General features: G+C 63.0%; 14 protein-coding genes. 4 read left to right on the forward strand and 10 right to left on the reverse strand.

What is annotated here, in order from left to right; translation table 11 throughout:
• Positions 1–107: 107 nt before the first annotated feature.
• Both E2H86_RS26375 and cadR read left to right on the forward strand, forming a co-directional pair.
• Positions 108–365, forward strand: coding sequence for a transposase (locus E2H86_RS26375; RefSeq protein ID WP_306767642.1), 258 nt, complete (start codon positions 108–110; stop codon positions 363–365).
• Between the two features lie 70 nt (positions 366–435).
• Entirely contained in the window at positions 436–879 is a 444-nt protein-coding gene (gene cadR / locus E2H86_RS04530) for a Cd(II)/Pb(II)-responsive transcriptional regulator (RefSeq protein WP_133325172.1), read from the forward strand.
• Positions 880–918: 39 nt separating this feature from the next.
• Here the strand turns inward: cadR and E2H86_RS04535 are convergent, their stop codons facing one another.
• Genes E2H86_RS04535 through E2H86_RS04545 form a run of 3 tightly spaced genes read right to left on the reverse strand, consistent with a single transcriptional unit; the run spans position 919 to position 3547 of the window.
• Positions 919–1890, reverse strand: a complete 972-nt coding sequence (locus E2H86_RS04535; protein ID WP_133325174.1) for a thymidylate synthase — start codon at positions 1888–1890, stop codon at positions 919–921.
• 51 nt (positions 1891–1941) lie between these two features.
• Positions 1942–2748, reverse strand: coding sequence for a prolipoprotein diacylglyceryl transferase (lgt, locus tag E2H86_RS04540; protein WP_133325176.1), 807 nt, complete (start codon positions 2746–2748; stop codon positions 1942–1944).
• A 16-nt stretch (positions 2749–2764) separates the two neighbouring features.
• Complete coding sequence (locus tag E2H86_RS04545) at positions 2765–3547, reverse strand: sulfite exporter TauE/SafE family protein (protein WP_133325178.1); 783 nt, start codon at positions 3545–3547, stop codon at positions 2765–2767.
• 129 nt (positions 3548–3676) lie between these two features.
• Between E2H86_RS04545 and E2H86_RS04550 the strand changes: the two genes are divergently transcribed.
• On the forward strand, positions 3677–4423 hold the full coding sequence (locus E2H86_RS04550) for an NRDE family protein (RefSeq protein WP_133325180.1): 747 nt from the start codon (positions 3677–3679) through the stop codon (positions 4421–4423).
• A 107-nt stretch (positions 4424–4530) separates the two neighbouring features.
• On the opposite strand, the gene ptsP is transcribed toward E2H86_RS04550, so the two are convergent.
• The 4 genes from ptsP to ilvA form a co-directional block, all read right to left on the reverse strand.
• Positions 4531–6810 carry a phosphoenolpyruvate--protein phosphotransferase gene (gene ptsP / locus E2H86_RS04555; RefSeq protein ID WP_133325182.1) on the reverse strand — a complete coding sequence of 760 codons (2280 nt, stop codon included), beginning with the start codon at positions 6808–6810 and terminating at the stop codon, positions 4531–4533.
• Positions 6811–6832: 22 nt separating this feature from the next.
• On the reverse strand, positions 6833–7312 hold the full coding sequence (locus tag E2H86_RS04560; protein WP_003249017.1) for an RNA pyrophosphohydrolase: 480 nt from the start codon (positions 7310–7312) through the stop codon (positions 6833–6835).
• Positions 7313–7406: 94 nt separating this feature from the next.
• The gene (locus E2H86_RS04565; protein ID WP_133325184.1) at positions 7407–7832 is read right to left on the reverse strand and encodes a DUF2269 family protein; all 426 of its coding nucleotides are present in this window, start codon (positions 7830–7832) and stop codon (positions 7407–7409) included.
• 46 nt (positions 7833–7878) lie between these two features.
• A complete protein-coding gene (gene ilvA, locus E2H86_RS04570; protein WP_133325186.1) occupies positions 7879–9393 on the reverse strand; it encodes a threonine ammonia-lyase, biosynthetic in 1515 nt (504 codons plus the stop codon).
• Positions 9394–9527: 134 nt separating this feature from the next.
• Between ilvA and rpiA the strand changes: the two genes are divergently transcribed.
• The gene (gene rpiA / locus E2H86_RS04575; protein WP_133325188.1) at positions 9528–10202 is read left to right on the forward strand and encodes a ribose-5-phosphate isomerase RpiA; all 675 of its coding nucleotides are present in this window, start codon (positions 9528–9530) and stop codon (positions 10200–10202) included.
• Between the two features lie 94 nt (positions 10203–10296).
• On the opposite strand, the gene E2H86_RS04580 is transcribed toward rpiA, so the two are convergent.
• The 3 genes from E2H86_RS04580 to E2H86_RS04590 all read right to left on the reverse strand — a co-directional run bounded on the left by E2H86_RS04580 (position 10297) and on the right by E2H86_RS04590 (position 13017).
• Positions 10297–11202: an SdiA-regulated domain-containing protein gene (locus E2H86_RS04580; RefSeq protein WP_133325190.1), complete on the reverse strand. Its 906-nt coding sequence runs from the start codon at positions 11200–11202 to the stop codon at positions 10297–10299.
• Between the two features lie 87 nt (positions 11203–11289).
• Complete coding sequence (locus E2H86_RS04585) at positions 11290–12210, reverse strand: SdiA-regulated domain-containing protein (RefSeq protein ID WP_133325192.1); 921 nt, start codon at positions 12208–12210, stop codon at positions 11290–11292.
• A 141-nt stretch (positions 12211–12351) separates the two neighbouring features.
• Positions 12352–13017: a fumarylacetoacetate hydrolase family protein gene (locus E2H86_RS04590; RefSeq protein WP_133325194.1), complete on the reverse strand. Its 666-nt coding sequence runs from the start codon at positions 13015–13017 to the stop codon at positions 12352–12354.

The raw sequence follows: 13017 nt of genomic DNA on the forward strand, positions 1-13017 counted from the left end.
ATCGCCCATGGTCACGGATGTTGCGATAGCTCAATTCGTTCAGGTAATTCCAGACAGTGTTAACCGACCGCGCCCACGCGCGCAGAACCGGCGCATGCCTGTCCTTGATGCGCAACTGGAGGGTTTTGGTGGTTTTCATTCTGGATTGGCCTTTATCCATATTATTCAGCAAAATAGCGCGTTTACCCTGGTTTTTTCAAGGTTGGTCTAGTGGAGAATTCATTGCGTGTTATTTCCCGGAATTGATGCAACCAGCCTGGTGGGGGGATGCGTTGTGGTCGGCGTCGTATTTCGTCGGCAGCGTAGGCGGTGCGCCATTGGACGGGGTTCGGCGCTACATCGAGGAGCAAGACAGACCGGCGTAAGGGCGCGCAGTTCGCACGCCTCGCTATCCCTCCCCGCACTAAAGTACGGGGTATCTCGCGGAGAAAACCTATGAAAATCGGAGAACTGGCCAAGGCCACTGACTGCCCCGTCGAGACCATTCGCTATTACGAACGCGAGCAGTTGCTGCCGGCGCCGGCGCGCACCGAGGGCAACTATCGGCAGTACACCCAGGCCCACGTCGAACGGCTGACCTTCATCCGCAACTGCCGCACCTTGGACATGACCCTCGACGAAATTCGCAGTCTGCTGCGCCTGCGCGACAGCCCGGATGACTCATGTGGCAGCGTCAACGCGCTGATCGATGAACATATCGAGCACGTGCAGGCGCGGATCGATGGGTTGCTGGCGTTACGCTCGCAACTGGTGGAGCTGCGCCAGCGCTGTCCCGCGCAAGGGGATGAGTGCGCGATCCTGCAGCGACTGGAAGAGAACGGCGCAGTCTCGGTGCCGGACACCGAGCATTCGCACGTCGGGCGCAGCCACGGACATTGAAGAGCCTGCGGGCCAATCGCCGGCTTGCCGGCGATTACGTCAGACCGCCATCGGCGCCGTCATCGGCGCATGGTGCTCATAACCTTCCAGGCTGAAATCGCTCGGCTCGATCATCTCCAACCACTCAGGCTCGTACTTCCCGGTCTTGGCGAAATCCGGCACACGGTCGCTGATCACCAGCTTCGGCGCTTCCAGCGGCTCGCGCTTGAGCTGCTCGTTGAGCATTTCCAGGTGGTTCTCATATACATGGGCATCGCCAATGAAGTACGTGAACCAGCGCGGGGTGTAACCAGTCAGCCGGCCGAACAGCGACAGCAGCGCAGCACCCTCGGTGAGGTTGAACGGCGTGCCCAGGCCCAAGTCATTGGAGCGGATGTAGAGGGTCAGGGAAATTTCCCGGGTCTCGACATTCGGGTGGAACTGGTAGAGCAGATGACACGGCGGCAGGGCCATTTCGTCCAACTGCGCGCAGTTCCAACCGTGGAACAGGATGCGCCGGCTACCGGGATCGTTGGCGATGGTGTCCAGACACTGGCGCACCTGATCGATGGCCTTGTACAGGATCACGAACGCCTGACCATCCTCCTCGTCCTGGGCGATCTTGCGAAAGCCCGCCTTCTCGGCCATCTCGATGGCGGCCGGGTTGCTCAGCGCGATGCGCTTGTAGCCGGGCCACTGACGCCATTGCACGCCGTAGATCTCGCCGAGGTCGTCATGCCCCTGGCGGAACGGGTTGGCCAGCCACTGGGCATTCTCGTTGGCGTTCTGATCCCAGACCTTGCAGCCCAGCTCACGGAATTCGCCGGCGTTCTTCACGCCGCGCAGGAAACCGACCATCTCGCCGATCGCCGACTTGAACGCCAGCTTGCGGGTGGTGATGGCCGGGAAGCCCTTCTGCAGGTCGAAACGCAGCATGGCGCCCGGCAGGCTGATGGTGCGGACACCGGTGCGGTTTTCCTGCAGCGTGCCGTTGTCGATGACGTCGCGGACCAGGTCCAGATACTGTTTCATGGCTTACCTGTAGCAAAAACGGCAGGGGGATCACCCCTGCCGTGGGAATAATCAGGCGGGTTTCGCCGTGGGCTTGCGATTATAAGCCCACCAGATCAGGCCAAGGCCAGCCAGGATCATCGGCACGCAAAGAATCTGACCCATGGTCAGCCAACCCCAGGCCAGGTAACCGAGCTGGGCATCCGGCACGCGGACGAATTCGACGATGAAACGGAAGATGCCGTAGAACAGCGCGAACATGCCGGAAACCGCCATGGTGGGCCGTGGCTTGCGCGAGAACAGCCAGAGGATGACGAACAGCGCAACGCCTTCCAGGGCGAACTGGTAGAGCTGCGAGGGGTGACGCGGCAGTTGGGCCGGGTCGCTGAACGGCGGGAAGATCATCGCCCAAGGCACGTCGGTGGGTTTGCCCCACAGTTCGGCATTGATGAAGTTGCCGATGCGTCCGGCACCCAGGCCAATCGGCACCAGTGGCGCGACGAAGTCCATCAGCTCGAAGAACGACTTGTTGTTGCGTTTGCCGAACCACAGCGCCGCCAGCATCACGCCGATGAAGCCGCCATGGAACGACATGCCGCCCTTCCAGACCTCGAAGATCAGCGTCGGGTTGGCCAGGTAGGCGTGCAGGTCGTAGAACAGCACATAGCCCAGGCGACCACCGACGATCACCCCCATCGACAACCAGAACACCAGGTCGGAGAGCTTCTCTCGACTCCAGGTCGGGTAGAAGCGGTTCAGCCGGCGTGAGGCCAACAGCCAGGCGCCGCCGATGCCGATCAGGTACATCAAGCCGTACCAGTGGATTTTCAGCGGCCCGATGGCCACGGCCACGGGATCTATCTGCGGGTAAGGCAGCATGGGTATTCCTCTTGGTTCAAATCAGAAAGCTCAGACCTACGCAGAACAACAACGCAGCGAACAGACGCTTGAGCAGGCGTGGCGATAACTTGTGCGCCAGACGCGCGCCAAAACGGGCGAAAAACATGCTGGTCACGGCAATGCCGATCAATGCCGGCAGGTACACGAACCCCAGACTATGCGGCGGCAGATGCTCTTCGTGCCAACCCAGCAGCATGAAACTCAAGGCACTGGCGAGAGCGATCGGCAGACCGCAGGCCGATGAGGTGGCCACCGCCTGCTGCATCGGCAGGCTGCGCCAGGTCAGGAACGGCACGGTCAACGAGCCGCCGCCGATGCCAAAGATCGCCGAGGCCCAGCCGATCACCGCGCCCATGCCGACCAGCGCCGGTTTGCCGGGCGTGCCGCGGCTGGCCTTGGGCTTGAAGTCCAGGGCCATCTGGGCGGCGATCACCAGGGCGAACACACCGATGATCTTCTGCAATTGCGGTCCTTGAATCAACGAAGCGGTCTTGGCGCCGACGCCGGCGCCGAGCAGGATACCGAGCGTCATCCAGGCGAAGATCGGCCACTGCACCGCGCCCTTGCGGTGATGCTCCAACACGGCGTTGATCGAGGTGAAAACGATGGTCGCCAGCGAGGTGCCGACCGCCAGGTGGGTCAGTACCGAAGTGTCGAAGCCCTGAAGGGTGAAACTGAACACCAGGACCGGCACGATGATGATACCGCCGCCCACGCCGAACAGCCCGGCCAGCACGCCAGCACAGGCGCCCAACAGCAGATAGAGTACGAACTCCATTCGTCGTCCCCGAGAAATCGATGCGGCATGGTAACGGAAGCCGGCCCCGCGGCTCTAGTGAACTCTGTGTCAGGATGGATCGCCAAGGCCACGCTCGGTAGAGTGGAGGAAAATACGGGGGTTACACCTATGTGTCTGATCGTATTCGCCTGGCGGCCCGGGCATGCCCTGCCGCTGATCGTCGCGGCCAACCGCGACGAGTTCTATGCCCGCCCGACCCAGGCGCTGGGCGCTTGGGAAGACGCGCCTGGGGTGCACGCCGGGCGTGACCTGGAAGCCGGAGGCACCTGGCTCGGCGTCGGCCCGCAAGGGCGCTTCGCTGCATTGACCAATATTCGCGACCCCGGGCAACCGCTGGGGCCGCGCTCGCGTGGCGAGCTGGTGGCGGCGTATCTACAGGGCGAGCTTGGGGTCGAGGCCTACCTTGACCAAGCGGCCAGCCGCAGCGGGCAATATTCGGGGTTCAACTTGTTGGTGGGCGATGGCCGGCAACTGGGCTATCTGCATGCGCGCGAGGCGGCGCCGCGACTGCTCGAACCTGGGGTGTATGGCCTGTCCAATGCCGGGCTGGATACGCCTTGGCCGAAGCTGGTGAAAGCGCGCAGGGGGCTGGAGGGGTTGCTGGAGAAGGCGGACCCGCAGCAGTTGCTGGCATTGCTGGCCGATGGGGAAACCGCGGCGGATGCCGATCTGCCGCAAACGGGCGTGGGTCTGGCCACGGAGAAGCTGTTGTCGAGCGTGTTCATTGCCAGCCAGACCTATGGCACTCGGGCGAGTACGGTGCTGATCGTGGATGATCGGGGTAGACGGCGGCTGGTGGAGCGTAGCTTCGGGCCGTTCGGGGGGCATCTGGGAGAGGTTTGCCTGGAGGTCTGATGCCGTCTTCGCGGGACAAGCCCGCTCCCACAGCTGCCGCGCTGCCCTTGAGAACAGTGCGGTGCCTGTGGGAGCGGGCTTGTCCCGCGAAAGGGCCGGCGCAGACCTCAGAGCGGCTTGTCGGCCCCCGGCCCTATCATTCGTGCCAGGCCGAGATTCTTCAATGCCAGCTGCAGGGAGCTGTGGATAACCTGCGGGTTGTCATGGCTCATGGCCTCGGCCAGCAGCTCCTTGGCCTTGCTCATGTTGATCTGGCGCAGCATCCATTTCACCTTCGGCAGGTTGGTGGCGTTCATCGACAGGCTGTCGAAACCCATCGCCATCAACAGGATCGCCGCCGCCGGATCACCAGCCATCTCGCCGCAGATACTCACCGGCTTGCCTTCGCCGTGGGCATCGCGCACCACGGTGTAGAGCGCTTGCAGGACGGCCGGATGCAGGTAGTCGTAAAGGTCGGCGACCCGCGGGTTGTTGCGATCGACGGCCAGCAGGTATTGGGTCAGGTCGTTGGATCCGACCGAGAGGAAGTCCACCTGACGGGCGAGTTCCTTGGTCTGATAAACGGCCGCCGGGATCTCCACCATCACCCCCACCGGAGGCATCGGTACATCGGTCCCTTCGTCCCGCACCTCGCCCCAGGCACGGTGAATCAGGTGCAGCGCTTCCTCGAGCTCGTGGATGCCGGAGATCATCGGCAACAGGATGCGCAGGTTGTTCAGGCCCTCGCTGGCCTTGAGCATGGCGCGGGTCTGCACCAGGAAGATTTCCGGGTGGTCGAGGGTGACGCGAATGCCGCGCCAGCCCAGGAACGGATTGTCTTCCTTGATCGGGAAATACGACAGCGCCTTGTCACCGCCGATGTCGAGGGTGCGCATGGTCACCGGCAACGGGTGGAACGCTGCCAGCTGTTCGCGGTAGATCGCCAGCTGTTCCTTCTCGCTGGGGAAGCGCTGGTTGATCATGAACGGCACTTCGGTGCGGTACAGACCCACCCCTTCGGCGCCACGCTGCTGGGCGCGGGCGACGTCGGCCAGCAGGCCGGTGTTGACCCATAGCGGCATGCGCTGGCCATCGGGCGTCACGCAGGGCAGCTCGCGCAATGCATCCAGACCCTGGGCCAGCTGGCGCTCTTCCTCGACCACATCGCTGTACTGTTTGCGCAGCACCTCGCTGGGGTTGGTGAAGACCTCGCCCTTGTAACCATCGACGATCAGCTCGATGCCGTCGACCTTGGAATACGGCAGGTCGACCAGGCCCATCACCGTGGGAATACCCATGGCCCGGGCGAGAATGGCAACGTGGGAGTTGCCCGACCCCAATACCGACACCAAGCCGGCAAGTTTGCCCTCGGGCACTTCGCCGAGCATGGCCGGGGTCAGCTCCTCGCTGACCAGAATGGTGTTGTCGGCGTACACCAGCGACTGCGAACGGGCTTCCTGCAGGTAGGCGAGCAGGCGCCGACCGAGGTCCTTGACGTCGGAGGCACGCTCGCGCAGGTAGTCGTCGTCCATCAGCTCGAAGCGGTTGACGTGCTCGCCGACCACCTGGCGCAGGGCGCCCTGGGCCCACTGGCCGGTCTTGATGACCTCGGTCACCTCACCGCCGAGGGCGGCGTCCTCGAGCATCATCAGGTACACGTCGAACAGCGCACGCTCTTCGGGTCGCAACTGGGTGGCGAGCTTGGCCGACAGTTTGCGCATGTCGGCACGCACGCCTTCGAGGGCGTTCTGGAACAGTGCAAGTTCGGCGTCGATGTCTTCGACGGTCTTGTCCGGTACCACTTCAAGGTCAGCCGGCGGCAGCATGACCACCGCGCGACCCACTGCGGCACCGGGCGATCCCGGTACACCGACGAAACGCGCTTCCTGGATACCCTTGCCCTGGCGCCCCAGGCCACGGATGGAACCGGTGGCCTCGGCGTGGGCGATGACCCCGGCGAGCTGAGCGCTCATGGTGACGAGGAAGGCTTCCTCGCCTTCGTCGAACTGGCGGCGCTCTTTCTGCTGGATGACCAGAACTCCGACCACTCGTCGGTGGTGGATGATCGGCGCCCCGAGGAAGGAGGCGAAGCGTTCTTCACCGGTTTCGGCGAAGTAGCGGTAACGCGGGTGGGCCGCGGCGTTTTCCAGGTTCAGCGGCTCTTCCCGGGTGCCGACCAGGCCGACCAGGCCTTCGTTGGGGGCCATGCTGACCTTGCCGATGGAACGCTTGTTCAGGCCTTCGGTGGCCATCAGCACGAAGCGGTTGGACTCCGGATCGAGCAGATAGACCGAGCAGACCTGGCTGCCCATGGCCTCTTTCACACGCAAGACGATGATCCCCAACGCCGTCTTGAGATCTTTGGCGGAGTTCACTTCCTGGACGATCTTGCGCAGCGTATTGAGCATGGCTCGGGGTCGAACTCCGTCGTCAGTCGCGCGTCAGCAGACGCGGTGCAAGCTCTTTCAAGGCACGGCGGTAGACTTCACGCTTGAATGTCACCACCTGGCCCAGCGGGTACCAATAACTGACCCAGCGCCAGCCGTCGAACTCGGGCTTGCCGGTCAGGTCCATCCGCACCCGCTGCTCGTTGCTCACCAGGCGCAACAGGAACCACTTCTGCTTCTGCCCGATGCACAGCGGTTGGCTGTGGGTACGCACCAGGCGCTGGGGTAAACGATAACGCAACCAGCCTCGGGTGCAGGCAAGAATTTCCACATCGTCGCGTTCAAGGCCGACTTCTTCGTTCAGCTCACGGTACAGGGCATCTTCCGGCGTCTCGTCAGGGTTTATGCCACCCTGAGGGAATTGCCAGGCATCCTGGTTGATCCGTCGAGCCCATAGCACCTGCCCGGCATCATTCGTGAGAATGATCCCTACATTGGGGCGAAAACCATCCGGGTCGATCACGGCAGCAACCTCGCAAACGCATGTCACCGCATTGTTCCACAAAGCCTGCGAGCGCAGCAACGCGCCGGCCAAGCTTATGCACAGCAACGATCCGTTAGACCGGCTTGGCGCCCATCAACCCGGCAATGGACAGGAAACACACCCCGCTGAATACCGCCAATGCCAAGGTGAAACGCAATCCCACCACCTCGGCCTTGCGCAGCCGGTTCAAGCGCACCAGCAGCCACCACACGGCAAGCGCGCCAACGGTATAGATGACGCTGGAAGCCAGCACCCAGGTCTGCCCCAGCGGCCAACCGACCAGATGCACCAGCCACCAGCCGCTGAACGGCATGCTCAGCAGGCACAGCCCCATCACCAGCCAGACGAACACCAGCGGCCTGCGCAGCAGTTTGGCATAAGCCTCGGCGTCGCCCCGGCGGCGGGCGAGCACGGTCCACACCACCAGCCCCAGCGCGCCCAGCAGCAAGACTGCGGTGGCGGCGATGTGCAAGGCTTTCAGGGTCGTCAGGTGTTCCATGTCAGCATGTCCTTGTACAGGCGATCGTCAGGCCAAGCTTAGCCGCTTAACCCAGGAACAGCCGGTAAGCCGGGTTTTCCGTCTCGTCCCAGTAGGGGTAGCCGATCTTGGCCAGGGCTGCGGGCACCAGGTGGCGCTCGTCCTCCGGCACTTGCAGGCCAGCCACCACACGCCCGTCGGCGGCGCCGTGGTTACGGTAGTGGAACATCGAGATGTTCCAGCGCCCGCCCAGCTTGGCCAGGAAGTTGAACAGCGCACCAGGCCGCTCGGGGAACTCGAAGCGCAGTACGATCTCATCGCTGGCCCCGGCCGAATGACCGCCGACCATGTGGCGGATGTGCAGCTTGGCCAGTTCGTTGTCGGTCAGGTCGGTGACCGGGAAGCCTTGGTCGATCAATTGCTGGACCAGAGCCGCACGCGGGTCGTTCTCCGGATGGGTCTGCACGCCGACGAAGATGTGCGCCTCGTCGGAGGTGTGCTTGCGGTAGTTGAACTCAGTGATCTGTCGCTTGCCGATGGCCTCGCAGAATGCTTTGAAGCTGCCCGGGCGTTCGGGAATGGTCACGGCGATGATCGCTTCGCGCTTTTCGCCCAGTTCGGCACGCTCTGCCACATGGCGCAGGCGATCGAAGTTCACGTTGGCGCCCGAATCGATGGCGACCAGGGTCTGTCCGCTGACGCCTTTGAGCTCGACGTACTTCTTGATGCCCGCAACCCCCAACGCGCCGGCAGGTTCGGTGATCGAGCGGGTATCGTCGTAGATATCCTTGATTGCCGCACAGATCTCATCAGTACTGACGGTGATCACCTCGTCCACGTAGCGACGGCAGATGTCGAAGGTGTGCTGGCCGATCTGCGCCACCGCCACCCCATCGGCGAACAGCCCGACCTGCGGCAGGATCACCCGCTCGCCGGCGGCCATCGCTGCCTGCAGGCAGTTGGAGTCGTCCGGCTCGACGCCGATCACCTTCACTTCGGGGCGCAGGTACTTCACGTACGCCGCAATACCGGCAATCAGGCCACCACCGCCGACCGGCACGAAAATCGCGTCCAGCTGCCCGGGGTGCTGGCGAAGGATTTCCATGGCCACCGTGCCTTGCCCGGCGATGGTATGCGGATCGTCGTAGGGGTGGATGTAGACGTAGCCTTTTTCGTCCACCAGCTTCAGCGAATAGGCCAGTGCCTCTGGGAACGAATCACCATGCAGCACCACCTTGCCACCCCGCGAACGCACACCCTCGACCTTGATCTCAGGGGTGGTCCTGGGCATCACGATGGTGGCCTTGATTCCCATCTCACGGGCTGCCAAGGCCACGCCTTGGGCATGGTTACCAGCGGACGCCGTGACCACGCCACGGGCCAGCTCCTCGGGGCTCAACTGAGCGAGCTTGTTGTACGCGCCGCGGATCTTGAACGAGAACACCGGCTGCAGGTCCTCGCGCTTGAGCAGCACCTGGTTGCCCAGCCGCTTGCTCAGTTGCCCGGCGCTGTGCAACGGGGTTTCTACCGCGACGTCGTAAACGCGCGAGGTGAGGATCTTCTTGACGTACTGTTCGAGCATCGGGAAAGCATCACTGGGCCGCGGGACAAGGCCTGGGAGTCTACCCCAGCGCTACGTCGGGCGACCACAGCAAAGCCGCGCGAGCCGTTATACTAGCCCCCTCGAAAACCTCCCCCGCCCCTTTCGGAGCCCGCATGACCCAGGACCAACTCAAACAGGCCGTCGCCCAGGCCGCTGTCGACTTCATTCTGCCCAAGCTGGATGAAAAGAGCGTCGTAGGCGTCGGCACCGGTTCGACCGCCAACTTCTTCATCGACGCCCTGGCCCAGCACAAGACCGCCTTCGACGGCGCGGTCGCCAGCTCCGAAGCCACCGCTGCGCGCCTGAAGGGCCATGGCATCCCGGTCTATGAGCTGAACAGCGTGAGCGAACTGGAGTTCTACGTCGACGGCGCCGACGAGAGCGACGCCCATCTGAACCTGATCAAAGGCGGTGGCGCGGCGCTGACCCGCGAGAAGATTGTCGCGGCCGTGGCCAAGACCTTCATCTGCATCGCCGACGGCAGCAAGCTGGTCCCGGTTCTGGGCGCCTTCCCCCTGCCGGTCGAGGTGATTCCGATGGCCCGCAGCCATGTGGCGCGCCAGCTGGTCAAGCTGGGCGGCGACCCGGTCTACCGCGAAGGCGTGGTGACCGACAACGGCAACGTCATCCTCGACGTGCACAACCTGCAAATCACCAACCCGGTGGAGCTCGAGGCACAGATCAACGCCATCGTCGGTGTGGTCACCAACGGCCTGTTCGCCGCGCGGCCGGCTGACCTGCTGTTGCTGGGCACTGCCGAAGGCGTCAAGAGCCTCAAGGCCGAGTGATGCCCTTCGCGGGACAAGCCCGCTCCCACAGGTACTCCGGCAGCGGGTTTCTGTGGGAGCGGGCTTGCCCCGCGAAGAAGACGCCCACGACCCATCAATCGGCCGGCAACCTGAAGACATAGAAAAGGTTTGGCTCACTGACCAGATAGATGGTCCCCGCCTCGTCCATCGCGATCCCTTCCGCCTGCGGCACCGTCCGCTTCAAGCCCTGAGACCCCTTGCGCAGCGACAGGGTGCTCAAGGGCGTGCCTTTCACATCCAGCTCCAGGACCAACCGAGACTCATCCGATAGCGCCACCAGGTGACCACTGCGCTCGTCGAACTGCAGGCTCGACAGGTCCCGCACGAACAGCCGCGCATCACGCTTGCGGTCCTGCACCACATGCACCGCGTAGGGCTGTTCGGGATTGTCGTGGGGGAAACCATGCACTTCGTAGATCAGCATCGGATCACGCTCCTTGGCCACGAACAGGCGCTTGCCCTGCGAGTCGTAGGCCAGGCCCTCGAAACCCTTGTTGCCATTGAGGCCGATGCCCAAGGTCAGTTGCTCGCCGTCAGCGGCATCGAGATATCCGGTGTCTTCCTCCAACCGCACCCGGATCAATCGCTGCTGGCGCTCGTCGGTGATCACGTAGCTGTCGGTACCAACGTATTCCACTGCCTCGGGGTCACCGAAACCGATCAGCGGCACACGTCGCAGAATGTGCCCATCGAGTGATAACTCGATCAGCTCGGGCCGCTTGTTGGTGACGGTGAAAAGCGTCTTTCGGTCGGGGTCATAGGTGAGCGCCGAAATGTCGGCGTCCAGCCCCTCGATGGGGCGTGCCTCGACCACCACCTGGTAGCGGTCCAGCCTGATGCCCTGCTCCGCAGGCTGCCACCAGGTCTTGATGTTGAACCAGCCCCGTTCGAACAGGCGAAACTCCTGGGCGACCACACCGCCGAGCAACAGCAGCACGGCCAGGCCAGAAACGAACAACAAACGAACGGGACGACGCATGGTAGAAGGCTCAACGTAGGGAAGGCCCATTCAACCATGCGCAACTGAAAACAATCTTAATAACCGCGTCGGAAAAATCCGAAGGGCCTATTGGGTTTTCTTGAACCGATAGAACAGATTGGGTTCGCTGACCATGTACAGGTTGCCCTGGTCATCCAGGGCCACGCCTTCGGCGCGCGGAACGGTATCGGCCAAGCCGTTGAAGCCACCGAGAAGGGTCATGAAACTGACCTGCTGGCCTTGCTCGTCCAGCTCCAGCAGCATGTTCGAGTCGGCCGACAGCAGCAGCAGGTGGCCGGTGCGGGGGTCGACGTTCAACGCCGAAAGGTTGCGCAGGTCGAGCTCGTCGTTGGCCAGGGGCTTTTTATCGCCAGCAAGCGCGCTGCGGCCATCGGTGTTCCAGGTGAACAGGCGCGGCGGTCGCTCCTCGCCGATCACCAGACGCTTGCGCACGGCATCCCAGGCTACGGCCTCGAAACCTTTGTTGCTCTTGACCGACTTGCCCAGGTCATAGCTCTGGAAGTCGGTGCGGTTCAACGCAGTGGTGCTGGCGTCGATCTGGACCAGGGTCAGGTCGTGGCGCCGCTCATCGACAATGGCCAACTGCCCGTCCTCCAGCACCGCCACCCCCTCGGGGTTTTCCCAACCCTGAAGGGGCATCTTGCGCAGCACATCGCCTTCAAGGCTGAGCTCGATCAGGAACGGGTTCTTGCCCATCACGGCAAACAGCGTGCGGGTCTTGGGATTGAAGGCCAGGTCAGAGGCCTCATCGTCTTCATCGCCGAAGGCCTTGCCGTCGATATCCACACGATAGGCCGGCAACCAGACGCTTTCGCGCTGTTCGACCTTGCTCTCGAAACCCTCCTTGATCCACAACACGCCACGGTCGTCCCAGTGCATCGCGGCTGCCACGCCATAGGCGATGACAGCCAAGACCACCAGGGCAAACGGCCAACGCAGAAAGAAACGGCGCTTGGGGGTTGGCTGAGCGCTGGAGGGTGTGGGCATGCGGAGTTCCTGGAGAAATGTGCGTAGATCCGCGCATTATCCGGATAGGTTGTGAAAAAAACGCAAACATCAGCAATGGGCTTTTGGTCGCGAGCGCCCTTGCCGGAGCCACGGCAAGAACACTCTCGAAAAGGTAACGCTTCAGAGCACCTGGCTTTCGAAGCGCGAAACCCCTGGCAACTCCAGCACCAGCTTGTCGCCGACGTTGAATGCACCGACACCGGCCGGGGTGCCGGTGAGGATCACATCGCCGGCCTGCAGCGAGAAGTGCGCAGCCATGTACTGGATGATCGGCACGATGGGGTTGAGCATCATGGCGCTGTTGCCATCCTGGCGAACCTCACCGTTGATGGTCAGGCGCACCGGAATGTCGGTGACATCTTCGAAGCTCGCGGCGCTGACGAATGGCGGCAGTACGCAGGCACCGTCGAAGCTCTTGGCCAGCTCCCACGGCAGGCCCTTTTCCTTGAGCTTGGACTGCAGGTCGCGCAGGGTCAGGTCCAGGGCCGGGGCATAGCCGGAAATGGCGTCCAGCACTTCTTCCTCGGTGGCCTTGGAAGACAGCGGCTTGCCCAGCAGCACGGCGATTTCCGCCTCGTAGTGTACCGACCCACGGTCGGTCGGGATCTTGAATCCGCCTTCCAGCGGCACCACGCAACTGCCGGGTTTGATAAACAGCAGCGGCTCGCTGGGGATGGGGTTGTTCAGCTCCTTGGCATGCTCGGCATAGTTGCGGCCGATGCACACCACCTTGCCCAGCGGGAAGTGGATGCGCGTGCCGTCTACGTACTGGTGCTGGTAACTCAT

Source organism: Pseudomonas putida (assembly GCF_004357765.1).
Classification (GTDB): Bacteria; Pseudomonadota; Gammaproteobacteria; order Pseudomonadales; family Pseudomonadaceae; genus Aquipseudomonas; species Aquipseudomonas putida_U.